This is a genomic window from Thermogemmatispora onikobensis, from assembly GCF_001748285.1.
GTDB classification, from domain to species: Bacteria; Chloroflexota; Ktedonobacteria; order Ktedonobacterales; family Ktedonobacteraceae; genus Thermogemmatispora; species Thermogemmatispora onikobensis.
The window spans coordinates 23029-45307 of the sequence record NZ_BDGT01000030.1; the positions used below are offsets into that span (position 1 = coordinate 23029).

Below are 22279 nucleotides of genomic sequence, written 5' to 3' on the forward strand. Positions count from 1 at the left end.
TTGCTCACGAGTTAGCAAGCGAGTGGTGGCAAGGGCAAAAGCGAGCGAGCGTTGGGACTGGTCGAGGAGCATTCAGAGGTTATAGAATGTAAACAGAGTTCGCGCCGGATGCCGCCCGACTGTCCCTGTTCGTGGAGGTAGCCTTGCCAAATGAGAGTTGTCAAACTGCTCTTCATTTGCCACCTGGCGGCGCTCGTCTTCGCCCTGGGTGGCCTTCTCATCATTCTGCCTCATCCTGAGCTGTGGAACAGCACACCCATCGGAGTGCGCATCTTCCAGTTCGCCCTGCACTGGGCCGGCTCGCTGCACATCCTCTTTGGGGCAGCGACAATGCTGCTCTTCGGCTTGCTCTGTATCGACGCGCGGCGTACGCTGGTCTTCTTCGCCGCCTCGGTTCTGATCTCTATCGTTGTGAGCCTGCTCAGTCTGACCGGCATTCCCCTGAGCACCGCCTCCTTCTCCGCCTTCCCGGGTCCGAAGCTGGCCGGCATCGTCCCCTACTCGCTCCCGCTCTCATGGTTCTATATGGGCTTTACATCCTACCTGTTGGCCAGCAAACTGACGGACCGACTCGGGCTGGAGCGGCAGACGCTCTGGTCGCTGGTGCTCGGCACCTACTTTCTGACAGTCTGGGATCTGGCGCTGAACGCGGTTCTGGTGAGCGGCCACCTCACCACCTCCACTGGCCTGCTGAACAGCTACAGCAGCGCCTACGGCCTGCCGGTGGGCAATCTCTTCCTGTGGATCTGCAACTGTCTGCTCCTGATGGTTATCAGTCGCTGGCTGTGGCGCTCCAACCTCGATGCGCACCATCTGGCGATCTGGCTGCCCTTTGCCGTCTACACTGCCAACACTGGCTTCATCATGGCTCTCAATCTGGGCAGCGGCCTCTGGTCGCCTCTGCTCTTGACAGCGGTCTTCGTACTGGTACCGGAATCGCTGGTAGTCTTTCCGCGCGAGGAGGCGCACCCGCGTCCCCAGCATCCTGGGCGTCGGGCCTTAAGCCAGTCGACCTGGCTGCTGATGCGCTCCGGCGCGCGCGCAATCTCGTACTGGGCGGTCCGTATCCGCGTCGAGGGATTGGAACAGGTACCGCGCAAGGGGCCGGTGTTGATCGCAGCCCGCCACTTCCACTACTTTTACGATGGCTACGCCCTGCTGCGAGCTATTCCGCGCCGTCTGCACACGGTGGTAGCCCTCGACTGGCTGCGTTCGAAGCGCCTGCGTTTCGCGATCGAGCTGGGCTGCTCGCTAGTCGACTGGCTTGTCGTATTGCGCAGCGAGCAGTTCCGCGAGCAGCAGGCCAGCGACACATCCCGCGCCTACAGCCCGCGCGAGGTTCGGCACTACCTGCGGCAAATGGCCAGGCGCGCTGCCAGCCTGCTACGTGCTGGCGAGGTGCTGGTGATCTTTCCAGAGGCTTACCCCAATATTGACCCGCATCCCTCGCCGAAAGGGGACCTGCAGCAGTTCCTGCCCTTCCGCCCCGGCTTCGTCAAATTGGTCGAGCTGGCGGAGCGCGATGGCCGCACTCAGGTGGCGGTTGTGCCTGCCGGCCTGGCCTACACTTCTGAAGGCGGGCGACGCCGACGTTGGCGGGTGACCGTGCGCTTCGGCCCCCCGCTTTACCGCAAAGATTTCGCTTCCGCTGAGCAGATGCGGCGCGTCGTCGAGGAGCAGGTGCAGCGGCTCTCCGCCGCTTCGCCACCTCCCTCCGCTCCACAGACGAAAAGCCCACTGCCAGTCTAGTCTGGCCGGCCCTTCCACGTTGGCTTGAGCGCCTGTCGTTGCTCAGGGCTCTGGCTCTCTCTGGGGCCCTGCTTGTGCTTGAAAACAGCACGCTTGCTTTGCTACTTACAGTATGTAAAAGGCGGAATCATAGAGGGTATGCAGAAAGTCACGCGCTTCCTGAGCGCTCTACGCACCACCCTGCTCGGGGCCAGCGTGCTGCTGGGACTCTGGCAGGACTATCGCATGCAGAAGGCCATTCGCGAGACGGCCACACTGCAGGCGCGACGCTTGCCCAGGCCGGCCCCGCGCGTCTCGATTATTCTACCCGTGCGCAACGAGCAGGAGAATATCGATGACTGTCTCGCTTCGCTGCTGGCTCAGGACTATCCTGACTTCGAGGTCATTGTGATCGATGACGGCTCCACCGACGACACGCCCGCTCGCCTGGCAGAGTGGCAGCAGCGCGAGGCCCGCCTGCGCGTGCACCGCATTGAGGAGCTGCCTGCCGGCTGGGCCGGCAAGGCCCATGCCCTGCACACTGGCGCCACCCTGGCGAGCGGCGAGTGGCTGCTCTTTACCGATGCCGACACACGCCACGCTCCCCAGACCCTGCGTCTCATGGTGGCTCATGCCATTGCCCACCGCCTCGATCTGCTCTCGATGTTCACCGAAATGCAGATCCTGGGTCTGGCCGCCCGCCTGCTCACGCCGATGACAGGGCTGCTCTTGACGGTCCTGGTCACGCCCGGCGAGATTCGCAGCGCCGCCCGCCCGCGCCAGGCTTTTGCCTTCGGTCAGTATATCCTGGTACGGCGCGAGGCCTACGAGGCCACCGGCGGCTTCTCAGCTCCCGAGGTACGCGCCTCCTTCACCGAGGACATGGGCATCGCTCAGGTCTTGAAGCGTCAGGGCTGGCGTGAGGACATCGTCGGTGGCTGTGGCCTGGTGAAAAACGTCCAGTGGACCACCTGGCGTAGCGCCTGGCGCGGCTTGCGCAAGGGCGCCTACGGGAAACTGGCCCCCTATCCGCTGCTGGGCTTCGCCGGTGGTTGCTTCCTGGTCTATTATGGCCTGGCCCCCCTCCTGACCTTGCGTGCAGCCCTGCGGCCCGGGCACTTGCGCCAGGAGCGCCTCTCGGCCTTGCTGGCCCTGTTGGCCCTTTGCCTGCAGGTCGACAGTAAGCGTCGCTTCGGCCAGGCTTTCGGCTTGCCAGCGCGTTGGGCTCTGTTGGCACCTGTCGCCAGCACAGCGTTCGGTTTCCTGCTGCTGGATACTATGCGCCTGGCCATCAACGGCCAGGGGGCCGACTGGAAAGGCCGTCGCGCTCCCCGCCTGACGAGAACCAATATGCTACCTTTATTGTAGGACGGCTCTAGGATAAGCACAGCTCCGCTGCGCAGGTCCGTGGCACAGGCCCGTGGACAGCAGGCGCTGCTCCTTCAGCGGCGACAGCGGAGCTCCGGTATATCGTGACTGCCCCTTGGCGGGCCTGCCTTACACAGGCGAGGTGTCTAGCATGAAACTCTCGCAGTTCTTCTTACAGCTGCAGCTGATTTTCCTGCTCTTCATCGCTCTGGTTGCTTTCTGGCAGCGCCATCGCATCAAGAAGGGCATTAAAGAGCTGACCAGACTCGATGAGGCTCCTCTGCCGGAGCCACCTCCTCACGTCTCCATTATTCTGCCCGTGCGCAATGAGGAGGCACACATCGACGACTGCCTGGCCTCGCTGTTGGCCCAGGACTATCCCGACTTCGAGATTGTGGTCATCGATGATGGTTCAACCGACGCCACGCCCGCTCGCCTGGCGGAGTGGCAGCAGCGCGATAGCCGTCTGCGGGTCTACCGCATCGAGGAGCTGCCCGCCGGCTGGGCCGGCAAGGCTTACGCCCTGCATACCGGCGTCTTGCTCACGCAGGGTGAGTGGCTGCTCTTCACCGATGCCGATACACGCCACGCTCCCCAGACCCTGCGCCGGGCCGTAGCCCATGCTATCGCCCATCGCCTGGATCTGCTGACCCTCTTTACCGATACTCGCCTGCCCGGCGCCGCCGCTCGCCTGCTCACGGCGATCGGCGCAACGCTGCTGGCTATGCTGGCAACGCCGGGCGAGATGCGCGATTCGCATCAGCCAACGCGCGTACTGGCCGTCGGGCAATATCTGCTGGTGCGCCGTTCGGCCTACCAGGCTTGCGGCGGCTACAGCGCTCCCGAGCTGCGCTCAACCTTCTCAGATGATATTACACTGGCCTGGTATCTCAAGCGTCGCGGCTGCCGTGAAGATATTGTGGCTGAGCGGGGGCTGGTCTTTAACGACCAATGGACGACCTGGAAGAGCGCCTGGGAAGGCATGCGCAAGAGCAACTATGGTCTGGTAGCCAGCAGCCCGCTGCTCGGGGTGCTTCTGGGCCTGGCCCTGATCCTTTACGGCCTGTTGCCCCCTTTCACTCTGGCACGCCAATTGTGGCAGGGACGGCGCCGGGTCCGCCAGCGGCAGCGAGGCCCTCTATCGTTACTAGCGAGCGCACTGGCGACGCTTGCTCTCTTCTTCCAGGTCGATACGAAGCGGCGTTTCGAGCGCGAGTATCGCTTGCCCCTGGTCTGGTCGCTGACCGCTCCCGTGGGCTGGGCCACGTTTGGCCTGCTGATGCTCGATACCACACGGCTCGTGTTGAGGGGGCGTGGCGCAACCTGGAAAGGTCGCACGGCTCCGCCCCAGCATCGCGCCATTCAGCCGCTGGCTTTTACAGGTCACGCTCTTGAGGGCCTCCGCCCAGGCCGAAGCGGCACCGGGCGCCTCAGCTGCCACGCCCACTACCTGACAGGACTTTGCAATGGAGAAACGCTTTCATCTTCTCTCCTGGCTGCACAGCGCCTATCTGTGCCTGACCGTGCTGGGAGCCGGCTGGCAGCTCTGGCGCGTTCGACGCACACTCAGAGAGACAGCGCCACCCGTTGAGGCGGCCCTGCCGAACCCGGCCCCCCACGTCTCGATCGTCGTGCCAGTGCGCAACGAGGAGCAGCATCTTGGCTCCTGCCTGGCCTCACTGCTGGCCCAGGATTATCCTGACTTCGAAGTGTTCGTCGTTGACGATGGCTCGACCGATGCAACACCAGCCCTGCTGGCGATCTGGCAGCAACGCGATGCGCGCCTGCGGGTCTACCGCATCGAGGAGCTGCCCGCCGGCTGGGCCGGCAAGGCCCACGCCCTGCATACTGGCGCCAGCCTGACACGTGGCGAGTGGCTGCTCTTCACCGACGCCGATACGCGCCATGCGCCCGATGCGCTGCGCCGCGCAATGGCCCATGCTCTGGCGCAAAGGCTGGACTTCCTTTCAATGTTGACGGACGCCCGTCCTGTGGGCAGCGGCTCCCGCTTGCTGACCCCTGCAGGGGCCGTGCTGATGACCCACTTTGCAACCCCCGGTGAAATGCGCGACCCACGGCAGCCACATCGCGCGCTGGCCGTCGGTCACTATCTGCTGGTCCGTCGCCCGGCCTACGAAGCAAGCGGAGGCTACAGCGCCCCTGAGCTGCGTTCCAGCTTCGGCGACGACGTGGGCCTGGCGCAGTTTCTCAAACAGCGAGGCTGCCGCGAAGACTTCATCGACGGGCGCACCCTGGTCTTCAATGAGCAGTGGACCACCTGGCGCAGCGCCTGGCAGGGCTGGCGTAAAAGCGTTTACTCGGTGACGGCCTCGGCCCCCTGGCTCTGTCTCGGGGCTGGCCTGGGCTTGATCAGCTATGGCCTGGTGCCAGTGCTCAGCGCACTGATAGCCCTGCTCCAGCTGCTCGTTCGACGCCACCGGCGAGGCCGCTCCTTGCGAACACTGCTCCCGGCCTTCTTGACGCTGATCTTGCAGGTCAGGGCCCGCCGCAGTTTCGAGCGTGAGCAGCGGCAGCCATTTGCCTGGTCACTGCTGGCTCCCGTGAGCTGGGTCGCCTTCGGCCTGTTGATGCTCGATACGGTGCGGCTCGCCCTGAGCGGACGCGGGGCCGAGTGGAAAGGGCGCCAGGCTCCTCGTCAGCCGTCGAGCATCCAGGTATTGGGTCTGCCCCTGCAGCGCCTCGGTAGCGCCCGCCGACGCTGAGCGGCGCCTCGCCCTTCGCGCATCAGCTCATTGTCTCTCTGCTTGAGAGCGGTGCAGCTGCTTACTTATCAACCATTGCCTGTGGTAGAATAGGTTCACCATGCATGACCTGTGGGCAGATGTCGATCAAGAATATTCTCAGATGGCAGCACGCGCGGGAACGCGGGCCCGCTCCGTTCGCCAGGGAGATCTGCTCACCTCCTTGCGCCTCTGGCTCCAGGAGGAGTACCTTGCTGGCTATTGCCGGGCATTGCGCCAGAATCCACTCTATCGGCGCTGCTACTGGATCGATGCCCTCGGAGGCGAGCCAGAGCGAGGAGAGCAGGCCACCAGCAACAGCGAAGCAGAGAACGGGAGTGAGAACGCCCCCGGCGCGCGCCAGGTCTCCCGTGGCAGGCGAAGCGCCCAGGCTCAGCGGCAGCATCCGTGGCTGCAATCGCTGAGCGCCCTCCATGCTCGCCTGCTCGCTGAGGGACGGCCTTTTGCCCTCTATGGGCTGCTGCTGACAGGTTCAGCCAGCGGGCGCAGCGCCAGCGCTCATGCGACCAGCCTGGCGATCCCCAGAGAAGGCGGCCTGGTCGCCGCTGGCTGGCCAGAAGCCGCCGCGGCTATCCTGCAGGTCCTTGACCAGGCGCCGGCAGTTTTTACACTGAACCCCCTGGCTCCAGCCCTCTTCCGCTATGAGGACCTGGAGCCGCTTTTGCAGCGCGCCGCACCAACAGAACTCTGCCTGCTGATCATGCATCGCCAACTGGAGAGCCGCTTGCGCGCCGCCCGCCGCCTGGAGCACCAGGCCACCGCTCTGCTCAATCTGCTGCGCAGCGATCGCTGGCGGGCCCTGGCGCCTCGCGATGAGGCGGCGTCGCTCTCGCCGGAGGCGCTCGCCGAATTGCTTGATCTTTTGTTATCCCAGATTCAGCGCCATTTTCCCCTGACGCAGCGCATCGCTTTGCCACGAGCAAGCGGTCCGGCCCACATTGAGGCAGCACCCTATACCCTGCTCTTTGCCACACGCCGCCAGGATAGCCTGCTGGTTATGAATGACGCCGTATGCAGCTCCTGGCGCCGGCTTGAGGAGCAGAGCCAGGCGGACCTGCTGGCCAGCGCCTGGTTCCAGGCCCGGCGCGAGGAGCGTCGGGCCAGCGCCCGCGAGCAACTCTATCAGCGAACCCTGCAGACCGGGCGCGCTCTGCGGAGCCGGCGCTGGCCCGACTTGCGTCAGCAGCTCATCAGCAGCACCTTTGGCCAGTTCACTCAGGCCGAGCACGATGCCATCATTCAACGCCTGCTGCGCGAGGGCCTGGTCCGCTGCGAATGGCGACGTCCTCGTCCTACCCCGCCATCAGTAGAGGCCGAGCACCCAGAGCCGGTACCCGGTCCAGACGATGTGCTGATCTGGCCCGGCCCACGTTAGCGCAGAGACAGCCGCACGGACAGTCGCCTGCGGCCAACACCGCGCGCCTGACATGGGCAAGAGAGAGGAACACAGAAGAGAAAGAAGGCGTTGCCAGGGGGAAACGTCGGTCAATGGGGCAACCGACGTTGTTGGTAACGCCTCCTAGAGGAGAACGCAGGAGACGACCAGAATCAGAGCAGCAACCTGCTGCTCCAAATAGCCCCTCGCCCAGCAACGCCACTACCAACGGGAGGGTGATGTGGATACCGAGAGCGTCTCTGAGAAAAATACATTAAATGAATTGACAGGGGCCGAGTGGCTCTATTTCACCAAAAGTGTACTCATCACAAACTATCCTTCCGTCTATGGGCATGACCTCCGTAAAGCGCACGGGGCGAACAAGCCGCCGCAGCTGATGAGTCAGCTCATCGAATTCTTTACCAAGCCTGGCGAGTGCGTGCTTGACCCTTTTGCGGGCGTCGGCGGCACCCTCATTGGGGCCTCCATCTGTAAGAAGCCGCGCCGGGCCATTGGCATCGAAATCAATCCCCGCTGGGTAGAGATCTACCAGCGCATCCTGAGCGAGCACCGCGACTCGCTGCAGCCCCAGACCTTGATCCAGGGCGACTGCCTGCAGGTGATGCAGGACTTTGCCGAGCACTCATTTGATTTCATTGCCACCGATCCCCCCTACAATATCCATCTGGCCCAGACCATGAGCAACGGGCGCTATGCCGCTACCTTCCCTAACCGCCGCACCGATTATTATATGCGCTCAGATGACCCGCGCGACCTCGCCAATCTGGCCAGCTACGAAGCCTATCTAGAGGCAATGGAACAGGTTTTTGCCCAGTGCTTCCGCGTCCTGAAGCCGCGCAAATATATGGTTGTGATCGTACGCAACGCCTACCAGCATGGCGAATATATTTTTACGCACGTGGACCTCGCCCGACGCGCCCGCCAGCAGGGCTTTATTCCAAAGGGAGAGATCATCTGGTACCAGGCTGGCACTCGTTTGCGCCCCTACGGCTACCCAACTGCCTACGTTCCGAATATCGCCCACCAGTATATCGTTGTCCTGCGCAAGCCGGCAGCGAACCGGCGCAGCTAAGCTCAACAGCGTAGCCTGGCCTGAGCTGGTTCCCTGGCGAGTGGACAGCATAGGTTATAATTACCAGAAAGCAGCGAACAGGAACAGGTAGCGCTCAGATCTGCTTGACAGCAGTGCAGCAGAGGAGAGAAGAAGGGGACAGAGCCTATGCCAAGGAAGAAGCCAACACCTCCACGTCGTATCCCCGACCCCGATGCCTTTGAACCACGCGAGCGTATCGAGGAGTTTGTCAATGAGGAGGAGGATAGCGAACGGCTGCAGGAGGAAGTAGCGCGGGAGAGCAGCGATGAATACATGGTAGAGCGTGGTGAGGGGCGACATGAGGCGGGTAAGCGCGATGTTGAACTCTACATTCGGACCTATAATACGCTGTTGCGCAGCTCGGGCGAGGTAAGTTTGAAGGCCCTGGTCCAGGCCCATTACAACATTGACTCTAGCCTGCACCCAGATGCCCGCTCACCCTACCCCGATATGTCCGCCCTCATCTACTGCGCTCTGCGCCTACCCTCGGCTATTCTCTACTGCACGCACGTCCTGCTTGGGCAGTCCGAAGAGGTCTTTCTCAAACAGGGCTTCCAGGTTGATCGCTGGCAAGCCGTGACAGCTCCAGCCCGCCGCCGCAAGTGGTTCTACGATGGCAAGGAAACGCTGGCGGTCTACGTGGCAAGCGTGAGCGATACCGATGACATAGTTCCGATTCTGGTGGCTTTCCAGATCGAGTGGAACAAGCTCTATTATCTGATCAATGCGGACCCGACAACGATCCAGCTGCTCTCGACGCGCATGGACCGCTCTTCGCCGGTCTTCGCAGAGATCACGCGGGTGCTGCGCCAGCGCCTGCACATCGCCGCCGACGACTGGCGCCGTCTGGAAGTGGTCTGGGGTGACCGTCTGTGGGAAAATCTGCTGATCATCGGACGCCAGCGCAAGAGCTTCACCCTGCGCATGCTCGGCGGCTCCCACGTCGGCTTCGTTCGCGCGACACGGAAATGGTGGGCACCAGTCGAGCGCCTGCTCGACTCGCTGGGGCTGCGCGAGCGCCCGGTCTACTTCGTCTCCAGCAATACGCATAGCCTGGTCAATCTGACCTCCGGCTCGGTGCTACGGCGTGAGGCTGAGCTGATCGATTTCGCCCTCAGCGGTCAGGACCAGTATCTGGCGAAAGAGTGCCGCAAGCTGCAGTCCGGCGAAGTGCCCGGCAACTGGCAGAATTTCTTGTACTTCGCCGCCCGCGAGTGGACCCGCACGCCCGAGGGCCAGGAGGCTATGCGCCAGCGCGTTGCCGAGGAACAGGAACGCGGCATCTGGCACGTTGGCGCCCGCCACGGCCTGGAGATCGATGCCCAGATCTTCGAGCTGGCTCGCCTCCATCCGACCGATGTTGATCCGCGCTGCCGCATGCCCGGCATGGATCTGCTGGCCAAGAGTAAGGCCATTATTCTCAATATCGATTATCCACTGGGCATGGCTGCCTATCGTATGCTGCGCGAGATCATGGAGAATACGTCGACAATCCTCGGAATCTATATCCTGGGCAAAGCGGCCACCCTCAATGGCAGCATCGGCGATGTGATGATCTCCAACGTAGTGCTGGATGAGCATAGTCAGAATACCTATTGGCTTGATAACTGCTTCTCCGCCCAGGATGTACAGCCATATCTGATCTATGGCTCGGTCCTCGATAATCAGAAAGCTGTTTCGGGCAAAGGCACATTCCTTCAAAATCGCCAGTACTTCGACTTCTACTACAGCGCTAACTACACGGTCGTGGAGATGGAGAGTGGCCCATACCTCAACGCCGTCTACGAGGACCAGTATCTCACACGTTACCCCATCGGCGAGAATATTAACTTTGCGCGCCTGCCCTACGACCTCGGCATCCTCCACTATGCCTCGGATACCCCATACACCCGCGGCAAGAATCTGGGCGCCGGCAGCCTCTCCTACTTCGGCATGGATTCGACCTATGCTTGCGCCGTGGCGATCGTCCGCCGCATCTTTGCGCACGAGATCCGTTACGTGCAGGAGAGGCATGGGAAGACGGAGCAGCGCGAGGGGGCAGCCGTGGCGCGCGACGGAAGACAGTCGCCACCAGAACCGGGCCAGGACGATTCGCGCCCGATGGAGGCTTCTCTCACTTAGCCGGTTGAGGAGAAGCCCTCTCGGTTTCCAGGGCCACGCAGGCGTCTGAGCAAGCGGCGCCAGAAGGAGGCTCGTCCGCTCCTGGCCTCCCCGACAATAGACGAGGCCGGAGTAGCTTCTTCTGCCGGTTGCTCCCCGAGAGTCGTTTCCTCGGAGGATGAGCTGGTGCTCTCTTCGACTCGCTCGGCAGCATCGGCGCGCAAGCCAACGGCCTGGCGATAGGCCGCGACAAGCTCGCTGGGACGCTGGAAGCGCCGGGCTGGTTCCTTCTCCATCGCCTGCCTGATGACCTCGTCCAGGGCCTCGGGCAAGTCGCTGCGCCAGCGCTGGAGCGAGGTAACGGGCGCATGGAGATGCTGCGCGTAGACTCCTTCGCGGGAACTGTCACGAAAGACCGCATGTGTGGTCAAGAGTCGGTAGAGGACGGCCCCCAGGGCGTAGACATCGGTGTAAGGTCCACAGGAGCGCTCTTGCAGTTGCTCTGGCGCTCGCCCCTCGCCGCTGCCATAGTCGGGATAGCCTTGCCCTGCGGGTGTGGCCAGCTCTAGCAGGTGCATGACCCCGAAATCGCCGATGACGAGGCGTCCATCGCGCAGCAGGAAGATGCAATCCGTGCTGAGGTTCCGGTGAACAATCCCTTGCTCGTGCGCATATTCCAGCCCCTGGGCAAGCTGCTCCAGGTAGTCGCCGATGGTGCTCAAGCTGGGTGGGCCACTCTTGGTGAGCGCCGAGATCAGGGTCTGCATCGGCAAATTGGGCGTTACCAGGTACGACCCTCCCAAATAGCTCCCATAGTCGACCAGGGGCAGAATGTGACGATGCTGGAGTGCCACTATTTCGCCCGCCACCTGCAGAAAGCGCTCTTGATATGCCGCACGTTCCTCGGCCTCTAGAGCGCACGGAGCAAGAATGAAACGCACCAGGTAGGTGCTTCCTTCGTCGGTGCTGCCCAGAAAAACCGGTCCCAGCTCGTTGCGTCCAATGAGTTGCTCCAGATAGTAGTTCCCCAGGGTGGTACCGATTAAGCTCTCGCTTGGTGGAAATGCCAGCATAGCCTTCCTCTCCCTTTCCCTTCGGCCTCGCTCTCTATCTCTTGGACAGACCTGAGTGACGCCCGGCCTCAAAACTGTCACACCTTCTCTCCCTCATGTGTAACGTGATTCTGGCACCCTCTAGACCTGGTCTTACCATCAGCAAAAACGCAAGGGCAAGGTGCTTTTGGTGGGCATGGCGACCATTGCACCGGCCACCACCCTCCCTCTCCTGTGCTCTGCCAGTACTATAATAAGCTACGCACCTGAACTACATAGGGTGGGCAATTTTGGCTGGCACTGGAGCGGGCTGTTCGGCCTCGTCCATCTGCAGTGCTCTGTTACTGTCGCTCCACCTTCTCATAACTCGTCAGCGATGGCCAGCAGGATCATGTTTGATCCTGCCTGACCTGGCCAACTTTGAGCAACGGGCGGCAGAGCCAGTCAGATCAGGCTAAGCAGAAGAATCGGCAGTATCCTGCCCTCGCTCAAACGAGGCGAGAATGGCCCGCCAGGTCCCTTCACCCCCAATGTGCTGGACCAGGATGCCGGGCACTGTTGTCACCGGGACCTGGCCAACACAGAGCAGACAGACACTATGACCACTGCGCTGCAAGCGCTGCAGGACCGAGAGCAGCGTCTCGCTGATGCTACTGGTCACCAGGATGACGGTGGCCCCAAAGGGCAGGCGCGGATGCTCGGTCTGCAAGACCGCCTCGATCGGCTTGCCATAGTGAGACTCGACGCGCGCGAGGGCTTCTAACATACGCTGACGCTGCCTGGCGCCACTGGCTGGAGGCAGGCGAATGATGTCTGACTGCGGCTCCAGATGGTCCCGCGGTTGCTCCACAGGGAGGGTCTCCGGGAGAGCGCTGCCGCCCTCCAGGCCAGCCAGCATGCCATTGCAGTAGAGGCCAACGGCGTAGCCAGCCTGCAGTCCCCAGTCGGCGACTGAGGCCGCCGCGCAGATGGCCAGCTCCTGCAGCTCCCGGCTTTCCCCCAGATCCAGCAGAGAGAGGGCCGGCGGCATATCCAGAAAGATCGCCAGTGTATAGGTGGCACTGGCTTCGTAGACCTTGCTCTGCAGGCGCATGGCACGCGCCGAGGCCTTCCAATGCACTCGCCTGAGTTCATCGCCCTGCTGATAATCACGGATGCCACAGACACGCGCCGGATCTTCTAGCAGGCGCTGGGGCGTGGGCCGCTCACCAAAGGGATGGCGCGCCGGCAGCCCCAGCTGGCTGAGCGAGACAAGGGGAGGATAGACAAGGATCTGCTCCCGGTTGTCCAGTTCCTGACCCCGGCTCACAAAGCCAAAGAGATCGCCGCTGCGCAGGACGGTGGGACCAAAGGTGTGCACTCCTCGCGCCAGACAGCGTAGCCGATAGCTGCGCGCGATACGCTCGTACCAGCGTGGGCTAAAGAGGCTCTCAATGATGGCCCTCCCGCCATCTGGGATGAGATGGGGGCTGAGGCCACGAAAGACCAGCGCCAGCGGCACCCGATCACTCACTTCAACCCAGGAGAGCGGCAGCAGCTTGGCATTCTCCAGCACCTGGGTCAGGACGATCTCTTCGCCAAAGCTAGCCCGCTGCTGGCTGAAAGAGCGCCGATAGCGCAGGTTTACCAGACAAAAGGTTCCCCAGACATCGATCAATAGTAGTATGAGGAGTAACAGTAGCCCACCAATCACGAGCAATAGCTGATGGAAAAGAATGCTGGCCACCAGGACACCGAGCGCAAGAAAGTACCAGCTACGTTTCATGGCTCAACAGGCACCGGCATGCTTTCTACGATCGAGGTTATGAGCTTCTCCAAGGACTGACCACGCAAACTTGCTTGACCCGTTGGTAACAGGCGATGAGCCAGGACAGGTACAGCCAGGCGCTTGATATCATCAGGCAGCACGTAGGCGCGCCCTTCGATCGCAGCCAGCGCCTGGGAGGCACGATAGAGGGCCAGGGTACCGCGCGGACTGACTCCTAGCTCGATGGCTTTGTGCTGCCTGGTGGCCCGCACGAGATCTATCAGATAGCCCTCAACACTCTCTTCAACCTCTACTTTGCGCACTACCTGCTGGAAACGGGCAAGCTGCTCACTGCTGAGCACAGGCTGCAGCCCGGTCAGCGGCTGCCGCTGGCGAAAACGGCGCAGAATCTGGCGTTCTTCCGCCGCCGTAGGATAGTCCAGGCGCAGGCGCATAAAGAAGCGGTCGAGCTGGGCCTCTGGCAGCGGGAAGGTACCCTCCAACTCAATAGGGTTCTGGGTGGCTATCACCATAAAGGGTCGAGGCAGAGCAATTGTTTCGCGCTCGACGCTGATCTGGCGCTCCTCCATCGCTTCGAGCAAGGCGGATTGTGTGCGCGGCGTGGCCCGGTTAATTTCGTCGGCCAGAACGATCTGAGCCAACAACGGCCCGGGACGAAATTCGAAGGTGCCCCGCTGCTGGTTGAAAAAGGTGATCCCTGTGATGTCAGAGGGCAACAGATCAGGCGTAAACTGAATGCGCTGGAAAGAGCAAGCCAGCGAGCGAGCCAGGGACCTGGCCAAGGTGGTTTTGCCGGTCCCTGGGACATCTTCAAAAAGCACATGCCCCTCACACAGGAGCGCCACTAACAGAAGATCAATGACCGCTTCCTTGCCGACCATGACCTGCCCAATGTTATCGCGCAGTGCCCTGGCCGCCTCACTGACTTGAACAAGCTCTTCCGGTTGAATCATAGTCTTTGTCCTCTGACTGGCAGAAGGGCCAGCCATCAGATTCATGCCGGCTCGACAGGACTGCCAGCCGTAGAGCAGATCTTGTCTTCGACCCGATGGCTAGAGACTAGAGAGGCTGGCCATCACAGGTCAGGCAGCCCCTGACCCCAACCAGCCAGCCGGGACAGACGAGATTAACGCTGTTAGGAGCCAGGCGGTAAGGAAGGCAGACCGACGATCGTAATGGCAGCGGCGCTGGCCGGCAAATGCTTACCCCAGAGAGGCGCCAGTTGTAGATTCCTGGTTTTGGCATGAAAACGCTTGAGGAGGAGCGCCCGCGCCTCCTCCTGAGAGAGGCCGGCAATGCTCTGCGCCACCGCCTGCCGCCCAGCAGCATCGAGCTGCAACACCCACTGACCGCTGGCGATCACCACAAACTGCGACGCCTGGATCAGTCCGAGCGAGGCCGCGGTTTGCAGCTCACCTACCCGTCCAAAATGGGCCCCCAGACGCTGCTCGACCCGCTGCTGTAGATCCTGCTGTATCCACTGAATCAGGGCCTGGGCATCGTAGGCTACGGCTTTACAAGTCAGCTGCTCAGTCACCGTGACGTTGGCAGCGCGGTCGCCCGCGCGATGATTGGCCTGCTCCTGAGCTGAGCAATCGAGCACGTCTCCGCCAAGGCTCAGAAAGTCCTCTCCGGGGTGCAGCTGGGTCTGCAGCTGCTGCCTTGCCTCCTGGCGCAGCTGCAGCTTCAGATCCTGTTGAGCGCTATCGATGTCCTGCTGAGTAACCTCTGGCCCATTGTAAGCGTCAGCGCCTCCGGTGAAAGGGGCTGGATTAGAGATGTAGGCGGTAAAACCGGCCCTCGTTGCGTTCCCCACGAATTGATAGAGGCCATCCACAAAATGAGCGGGGATATTGCCCTGACTGCCGGCCTGTTCGACCATAGCATTGACAGTCGTCGAACCTTGAGCGCTAATCAATCCGTGATTGACGACAATAAGGGCTAAGCCATTGTTAAGATGGATCAGCAATGGCTCGTCAGGCTGAATGTCGCGGCTCACGGAGGAGAAGACGAGTTGTCCGTGGGCATAGGTGGCCGGAATGTTCGCGTGGGCGATACTGCCCGGCACCGTTTTAGAGCGCTTGGGAGTCGTATAGCTGAGCACGCGCGTCGCGACCTGACGATTGGCAAAATTGCTGCTTTGAGCGCGGAAGAAATTGTAAGACTGTACGACTGCCTGACGTACCGGCACGATAGTCACAGTTGCGGCAGTAGCTGGCAGGAGGTCGTACAGCCATGTTCCTCCCCAAATGAGCAGCAAAACGAGTACAATGGCAGCGGCTGCGCTCAGAGCCTGCCTGCGCCTGGGGGGAGAGAGCGAAAAGAGGCGCCGTACAGGGAGTCGCCCTATGATGCGCGGCTTTGTCGGCCCGGGCGCCGCCTGGGTCATAGTGATCCCGGTGGGGGTGGGGCTTTGCTCCTCACTGGCCCCAGGCAGCGAGCCTGCTCCTTCTCTCGGAGAAGACTCGGGAAGGAAAGGCCCAGACCACGAGACTGGCGCCGCCGGCGTCGGCGTCAAGGGGAGAGCTGGTGTGACTGGCCCAGAGCTGCCTCCGCTCGCTGGAGGAGAGGCGAGCAGCGTCGGGACTGGGGTGCCCTCCGGCAAGGGAGTGAGCGGCAGCTGTGCCGAAGGCTGCCCCTCGGCAAGGGCCCGACGCTTATCGGTATCCTCTGCGCCCGCTTCAACCGATCGCTCCCAGCGCTCCAGGGGGCTCTCCACGAGGGGCACTTCGCAGCCGAGGGCCCGCAGAAAGGCACGCACCGAGGCGAAGCGCCGCTGGGGATCAGGATCGGTGGCTGGCTCCAAGGCAGCGAGATTGAGGCCAGGATCTGCCTGCTGCGACGTAGAGATGGCTCCGCTGAGCATATCGCGCACCAGCATGGCCAGGGCATATTGGTCGCCGCGCTTGCTGATCCGGCCCTCGGGCGGACGGTAGCGCGGATCATCCTGATCTGGTACGGCAAAGGGCGGTTTCAGGCCGCTCAGAAGAATGCGCCCGTCAGCGGTCAGCAGGACCCACTGCGGCGCTAGCTGGCCATGCACCAGGTCCAGCCCGTGGACCGCCACAAGCCCTCGACCGACCTGCTCTATCACCTGGCGCACCAGGTCACTCGACAATGGCTCCTGGCCCTTACGCGCCAGCCGCAGCGTTAAGGTCTCACTTCTGGTGACCAGCTCACTTCCCTGGACAAGGTAAGGATGGTCCTCGACTACATCTCCTTCGAAGACTGGCAGTAGCGCTGGATCTCGCAGGTTAACCGCTGCTTTCATCCACTCCACAAATTCGATATAGGCTTGCCTGGATTGCAGAGCAATGGTCGGCCAGAGCTGTAGGGCATAGAGGGTGCCCGGGGCCTCACCATGTTCCACAAGATAGAACTGACACTGAGGGGTCTGCCGCAAGCAGCTCAACAAGCGATAGTGTCCAATGTAGTCACCCGGCATCTTCACGCTTTTTCCCCCTCCTTCTCAGGCCGGAGCGCTGGTGGTCTATCTGCTACTGGAAGCACCTGCTGGAATGATCGCGAGTAGAGTAGGCCCCTTCCTTTCATTCCACTAGAGCAAGGGCAGGACGGTTATAAGCTTGCTTCTACAAGATACCATATGCTGCAGCAGGTGTGAAGCAGGTGAGCAGTCCTGGATTTTCCAGTGGCGAGGTGAACAGCAGCCAGGTCAGGAAGAGAGGCCAGAGCCAGGGCAGGTCAGGCAGCCTTCTCTTCCTTTCAAACCAAAGGGAAAAAGCCTGGCAGAGCGCATTCACCAACGCCAGGCCAGGCTCACCTCTTTCAACTCCGGCCTCTGGAGCATACTCTTGCCAGCGCAGTGTTGCCAGTGGCCACTGTGCTGCTCAGGCCCGGGTACAGAGCGGCGAAGCGGGACAGCTCCCTGGCGACAGAGCGATCAGTCAGGAGCCAGCAGATATCTGAAGCTGGCTCGGGCTAATTGGCAGGAGCAAAAGCACTCGTTGTAATGCGCACGGTCACAGTATTCGAGCTAGCAGCGCCATTGGAGCCGAACACAGTCGCATGGACGCGGGCCTGGGCGCGTTTGCTCGCAGAGAAAACCTGCACGTGCCAGGTCAGTGTAGCCGTACCGGAAGCATCGGTATTTCCATTGACTACGGTCACAAAGGGCGCCACATTATAGGTGACCTGGAGCTGGACGAAGCTGTTGGGCTGATTGGTGATGACCGTGACCACCACATCGCTGTTGTTAGGCACGCTACCGGGGAGGCCAGTAATCTGCACTGCTCCGTTAGTGGCGCCATTCCCGTTATCAGTGGTGCGGGTTGGTTTCAGCGAGGGGGTACTCTGCATAGGAGGCTGGCTGCTCTCATTACTTCCCTGACCACTTGGCGTAGGGAAAGTTGGACGCAGGTCTACAGTGCCCGTTGGAGCCACGCCTGGGGGTGGGGTCAAAGGCACCCGGGCCTCCATGTTAGAGCTTCCCTGAAGGAGAGTGTTACCGATAATGACCGAGAAGATTACCCCGGCGATCAGCACCAACACGCTGGCAACCATCAAGACCTTGTAGGCCGGGTCCTTTTGCCAGAAATAGCTGATCTTCCCCAATAGCGTCGGCGGCGCGCTCTGCCGCGGACGCCGGATCAGCATCTCTGGAGCGATATAGGTTGTTTGCTGCTGTGGATCAGCAGACCACTCTCCTGGCTGTGCTCCGGGCGCCGCCGGCAGGACCAACTTACCAGAGAGCGGTTGGCCTCTCACTCCTTGCTCATCTCGTTGCTCTTGATCTAGCATCGCGCGTTATCCTCAATCTCAATCAACATTTCAGTATCGCTGTGCAGATCGACACCCCTGCAACCGCCGCCGGTAGAGGAGGCACCGAGCGAGATACTTCTCCCTATCTCATAACGATCGAAGCCCTGCTTTTTGGCATCTGAGCACCTCATTTGGGCTCCTCCTCATCTCCGCAAATCTCCGGCCACCGTGCTTTCCAGCTGCGCGATGTGCCGTACAACTACCTCAACAGCCAGTTGATCCAGTGGCTGTGACCGCACGGCCACCACTGCAGGCCCCAGGGGACGCCAGACTGCCGGGTCCGTGGGACCAAAGAGGGCTACGGTCGGTACCCCGAGCAGGCCAGCCAGATGGCTGAGTCCGCTATCGTTGCCCAGATAGCAGCGGGCCCGTTGAATCTGGGCAGCGACCCGTAGCAGCGGCAGATCAACCAGCACTTGTATCCTATCAGGCAGTGGCGCTGGCAACGCGCCCAGCAGCGCCGCCAGCGGCCCATGATCGGCAGGTCCGGCCAACACCAGCACCGGCCAATCGCGCGCCCAGGCCCAGCGCACCACAGCTGCAAAGTGGGAGGCAGGCCAGCATTTGCGTGCAGAGCCACTGCCCGGATGAATGACCAGAGGCGCTACGCTGAAGAGCGGCAGCTCCTGCTCAAGCACAGCAGGAGGCAGCCGATAGCAGCTGGCCCCCGCACTGGCAACCTCAAAGGCCAATCCCAGCGTCTGCGCCAGATAAGATGCCACATGGAGACGTGTCCCCGCTGGTGGATGACCAGGTCGGACCGTGGCCGCAGTCACGCCGGCCTCGCGCAAATTGCGCTCTACGAGGCCCTCGATATCAGTCAGCCAGCAGACCACTCGCTCCGCCCGGCGCAGGCGTGGGGCCAGCCCACTTTGATCCAGACCTCCTTCTGCAAAGAGCGCGCTCCAGCGCAGGTCAGCATAGTCCTCAACAGCGTCGGCCACTCCAAGCCAGCGCGCCAACGGCAGCACCTGCGCATTGCCTACGAGCGTCAGGCGGGCCGACGGCGAGGTCGCCCGTAGAGCGGACAGGACCGGGAACGTCAGCAGCGTATCGCCAATCGCCCCAGGACGAATTACCAGCAGCTCCCTGCTCTTTTCATCAGCCCTGCTCACATTCATGGCTCACCACTTCTTGGCCAGCGAGAGAAGCTCAACAAGGGCCGCGGCAGCTACAATGGCCAGGGCCGCCAGGATGCTCCAGCTATGGAGGGCGCGAAGGATTAGATTGAGCACAATACAGAGCGAGAGGAGACTACCCTGACGCAGCGCATGCCGGATCGTCGCCCGGTAGAGACGCGACGAAATGAAGAGCAGGCCGAAGAGGTAGGCAAGAGGCGCAAAAGTGCAGATGAGTGCACCTAACAGGAGGACAAAAAAAGCGACGAAGGCCAGGAGTCCACGCGGTGGAACAAAATAGGTAAAGAGGAGGAAGGCCGCCCACACTGGAAGGGCCAGCCCGCCCAGGAGAGAGAGCGCAGCGCGATTAGAGATGCGATAGCGTAGCTGTTGCTTAGCCATAGCTTATTTCAACAGACTGAACCCCTGGTTGTTCCCCAGGGGCGCCTCCTGGAGGCGGCGGCTTGCGCGGGCCTCGGAGCTAAAGTACTTCTGCCAGATATCCGGGGCGTCCTTACTTTCGCCTCCGTGCCGGGTCAGGCGCTGGCGAACACGACAGATCACTGGCGTGTTGACCGCAGCTCCGGCCACAATGACCTGACCCTTCGAGAGCGCAGGCAGATTGTCCAGCAGATCACGACCGACCCCCTCAATGGCGGCGGCTACGCTCTTCTGATCGATCTCGTTGACAATGCGCATGATGCACTGGGTCTGGCACTGGCTCAGGACATCGGCGTCGAGCTTGCCGGGCCGCTGACTGATGATGCCCACACCAATGCCGAACTTGCGTCCCTCGGCCAGGACCTGTTTGAGAATCTGGGTTGAGACCACTTCGGTGCCGCTCGGCGCAAAATGATGGCCTTCCTCCAGCAAGACAAAGACCGGATAGGGCAGATAGGATTCACCAGAGTGCACTTTGCCACGCTCAGTATTCATGCGCGCCTGATAGAGCCGACGCAGGAGTGTGGCAACAATGACCTGTTGATCACGCTCATCTACTTCGTTCAGCTGCAATACTGTGCACTGACCGGGCTTGAAGATCTCACGCAGATCCAGATGCTGGACATCATCGAAGGTGAAGCTATCGACAAAGCGCTGCTCGATACGCCACATCAAAGCGTGCACGGTACTGGAGTCGTCCGCCCCCTCACCGTCTTCGTCGTTCTTGCTGCGCGCCACCTTGCGAATGGCCTCCATCAGGTCCTGCGCGCTCCAGGGCGTACCTCGCTTCATCTCGTTCACCTTGCGCAAAGCCCGGCTCAGCAGATGCTGCTGCTTCTCAGTCATTTCGGGCAGAAGGTGACGCATGTCTCCCATGTTCAGAGTTGAGAGACGGACCTTGACCTGCTCGGGGCGGTAGACGCGCACCTGGGCCCGGTAGCCCTCGACGCCCTCTTCGCCGCTCTCCTCAGAGAATTCGGGAAGGTTGGGCAATTGATCGAGCGTGCCATACTCGCCATGCGGGTCGACGATGAGCACGCAGGCCTTATTGTAGGGCCGCATCAGCTCTTCGATAATCACGCTGGCCAGGTAGCTCTTGCCAGCGCCGGTGCTGGCAATAATGGCCAGATGGGTACTGACAAAATCCTTGACTGAGAGGACGATGGGCACCGCCCCCGGCGTCCGCGTCAGCAGCGAGCCGATGGTCGCCGAGCCAGGCTGACTAACGCGCCTACGGCAAAGGATCTGCGAGAGCATCTCATCGTCCGCCAGGAAAATCTGCTTGCCCGACTGGGGGGGTATCCAGGGGTTGATAAAGGAGCCGCTTGCGGGATCATAGTAGCCCATGATGGCGACGTGCAGCTCGAAGAGTTCGTTGGCTCGCGCATCGTAGCCGACCATCGCCGCAACCTGGGCCGGCGAGACCTCCGGCTCTGCCAGGAAGGTGTCAGGATAGAGCTGCAGGGGAACACGCTTGATAATGCGGCCCAGCACGCGCCGCGCCACCGGCTGGGCGCCGTTCTGACCCCACTCATCAGGCTCATTGAGTTCATAATAGACATACTCGCCGTTTTTTAGGACCTGCTCATCGTCGCGCGAGACAAAGGTATATTCGTGGGCCGACTCGCCCGGTCCTTTGGTAATGCCCACAGGCTTGCGACCCGTGCGCCCTGGCGAAACAGGTGGCACATTGGCAGAATCGCTTACCATAGCCGCTTAACTCCATCTTCTCTGTGAGAGTTCCTGTCCTGAACTGCACGCCAGACGGCAGTCTTGCATTGCTCCCGGCCCCGGCACCCCCGATTTAGCCGGTGGTTTCAACTTTGAGACGCCAGGCGAAGTTTCGCTTGACAATCGATAGCAGAGAGAGGTTTTGCGGAAATAGGCGTTCAAGCTGATCAATGATGCAAAGCGCGACCATCGGCAGTAAGCTATTGCGCTGGGCGATGATGTGAGGCAGATAGCCCATATGGAGATAGGGCGGCTCGCCCAGCCTGTCAGGGTCGCTGAAGAAGTGGAAAGCGCGCACCTGCTCGTCATCCATCGTCTCAATCTCGCTCCCCAGCTCCAGCGAAAGCAGGGGAACCCCATGCATGATAGAGAAGACTTCTGTCTGGCCTTCGGAAGTGGTCCTCTCCTGCATCATTCCGAGCACCATGACATAGATCAGCACGGCCCGCTCGGCAATGTAGTCCGGCGAGAATAGCTCAACCTGGGTTTCATTGGAGAGACGCGGCCCCAGAGAGCCAAAGCTCGGATTGAGCAGGATGGTATCGTAGATCACGCCTACAGCGTAGGTTCTTGGCTCTGTGCTCATACCCAGCACGCGATGCAGCTCCGCCTCGGGATCGTCGCCGCCCTGGCGTGCACGCACAGCAATGCGCACAAAGCGTCCGAAGGCGTAGTCTTCAGGCGCCGGCTCGACTTCGACCTCGCGCGGTCCATAAATCTGGCAGACGTAATTGATATGGGAATCGGATTTGACGATCTTTCCTATAAACATGCCGATGCCTCGTGTGCGGGCATGGAGGAGCACGCCCTGTATCTATTGTACCTGCTACTTCTCTCTCTTGAAAAATGACCTGGCTTTATCCTCTCCTGAAGAGCGTCTCTTGCTCTCAGGAGTACTCAAGCCAGACTGGGTCATCCTCTCGGAAGCGACGGGCAGCGCTGG

The 22279-nt window shown here is 61.4% G+C and carries 16 protein-coding genes; 7 read left to right on the forward strand and 9 right to left on the reverse strand.

Annotation, left to right across the window (positions count from 1 at the left end):
• Nucleotides 1-150: 150 nt before the first annotated feature.
• From BGC09_RS13790 to BGC09_RS13815, 7 genes are all read left to right on the forward strand, one after another.
• The gene (locus BGC09_RS13790; protein WP_069804571.1) at nucleotides 151-1749 is read left to right on the forward strand and encodes a carotenoid biosynthesis protein; all 1599 of its coding nucleotides are present in this window, start codon (nucleotides 151-153) and stop codon (nucleotides 1747-1749) included.
• Between the two features lie 138 nt (nucleotides 1750-1887).
• Nucleotides 1888-3096 (forward strand): glycosyltransferase family 2 protein, encoded by a 1209-nt coding sequence (locus tag BGC09_RS13795; RefSeq protein ID WP_069804572.1) that lies wholly within the window; start codon nucleotides 1888-1890, stop codon nucleotides 3094-3096.
• 151 nt (nucleotides 3097-3247) lie between these two features.
• The gene (locus tag BGC09_RS13800; RefSeq protein ID WP_069804573.1) at nucleotides 3248-4687 is read left to right on the forward strand and encodes a glycosyltransferase family 2 protein; all 1440 of its coding nucleotides are present in this window, start codon (nucleotides 3248-3250) and stop codon (nucleotides 4685-4687) included.
• Nucleotides 4620-5819 carry a glycosyltransferase family 2 protein gene (locus BGC09_RS23285; RefSeq protein ID WP_275935514.1) on the forward strand — a complete coding sequence of 400 codons (1200 nt, stop codon included), beginning with the start codon at nucleotides 4620-4622 and terminating at the stop codon, nucleotides 5817-5819. Before BGC09_RS13800 ends, BGC09_RS23285 begins: the two co-directional genes overlap by 68 nt.
• Before the next feature lie 142 nt (nucleotides 5820-5961).
• A complete protein-coding gene (locus BGC09_RS13805; protein ID WP_141727783.1) occupies nucleotides 5962-7233 on the forward strand; it encodes a hypothetical protein in 1272 nt (423 codons plus the stop codon).
• A gap of 241 nt (nucleotides 7234-7474) precedes the next feature.
• Entirely contained in the window at nucleotides 7475-8326 is an 852-nt protein-coding gene (locus BGC09_RS13810; protein WP_069804575.1) for a DNA methyltransferase, read from the forward strand.
• A gap of 147 nt (nucleotides 8327-8473) precedes the next feature.
• A complete protein-coding gene (locus BGC09_RS13815; RefSeq protein WP_176728927.1) occupies nucleotides 8474-10468 on the forward strand; it encodes a DUF6909 family protein in 1995 nt (664 codons plus the stop codon).
• On the opposite strand, the gene BGC09_RS13820 is transcribed toward BGC09_RS13815, so the two are convergent.
• The 9 genes from BGC09_RS13820 to BGC09_RS13860 all read right to left on the reverse strand — a co-directional run bounded on the left by BGC09_RS13820 (nucleotide 10465) and on the right by BGC09_RS13860 (nucleotide 22108).
• Entirely contained in the window at nucleotides 10465-11520 is a 1056-nt protein-coding gene (locus tag BGC09_RS13820) for a serine/threonine protein kinase (protein ID WP_069804576.1), read from the reverse strand. The two genes, BGC09_RS13815 and BGC09_RS13820, sit on opposite strands and share 4 nt — an antisense overlap.
• A gap of 433 nt (nucleotides 11521-11953) precedes the next feature.
• The gene (locus BGC09_RS13825) at nucleotides 11954-13264 is read right to left on the reverse strand and encodes a DUF58 domain-containing protein (RefSeq protein WP_069804577.1); all 1311 of its coding nucleotides are present in this window, start codon (nucleotides 13262-13264) and stop codon (nucleotides 11954-11956) included.
• On the reverse strand, nucleotides 13261-14220 hold the full coding sequence (locus BGC09_RS13830) for an AAA family ATPase (RefSeq protein WP_069804578.1): 960 nt from the start codon (nucleotides 14218-14220) through the stop codon (nucleotides 13261-13263). Before BGC09_RS13830 ends, BGC09_RS13825 begins: the two co-directional genes overlap by 4 nt.
• Nucleotides 14221-14402: 182 nt before the next feature.
• Nucleotides 14403-16718 (reverse strand): hypothetical protein, encoded by a 2316-nt coding sequence (locus BGC09_RS13835; RefSeq protein WP_141727784.1) that lies wholly within the window; start codon nucleotides 16716-16718, stop codon nucleotides 14403-14405.
• A 488-nt stretch (nucleotides 16719-17206) separates the two neighbouring features.
• Nucleotides 17207-18025, reverse strand: a complete 819-nt coding sequence (locus BGC09_RS13840) for a hypothetical protein (RefSeq protein WP_069804580.1) — start codon at nucleotides 18023-18025, stop codon at nucleotides 17207-17209.
• A 164-nt stretch (nucleotides 18026-18189) separates the two neighbouring features.
• Entirely contained in the window at nucleotides 18190-19167 is a 978-nt protein-coding gene (locus BGC09_RS13845; protein WP_069804581.1) for a glycosyltransferase family 9 protein, read from the reverse strand.
• 3 nt (nucleotides 19168-19170) lie between these two features.
• Entirely contained in the window at nucleotides 19171-19566 is a 396-nt protein-coding gene (locus BGC09_RS13850; RefSeq protein ID WP_069804582.1) for a hypothetical protein, read from the reverse strand.
• Nucleotides 19567-19569: 3 nt separating this feature from the next.
• The gene (locus BGC09_RS13855; RefSeq protein WP_069804583.1) at nucleotides 19570-21315 is read right to left on the reverse strand and encodes an ATP-binding protein; all 1746 of its coding nucleotides are present in this window, start codon (nucleotides 21313-21315) and stop codon (nucleotides 19570-19572) included.
• Nucleotides 21316-21409: 94 nt separating this feature from the next.
• A complete protein-coding gene (locus tag BGC09_RS13860; RefSeq protein ID WP_069804584.1) occupies nucleotides 21410-22108 on the reverse strand; it encodes a DUF8166 family protein in 699 nt (232 codons plus the stop codon).
• Nucleotides 22109-22279: the final 171 nt, after the last annotated feature.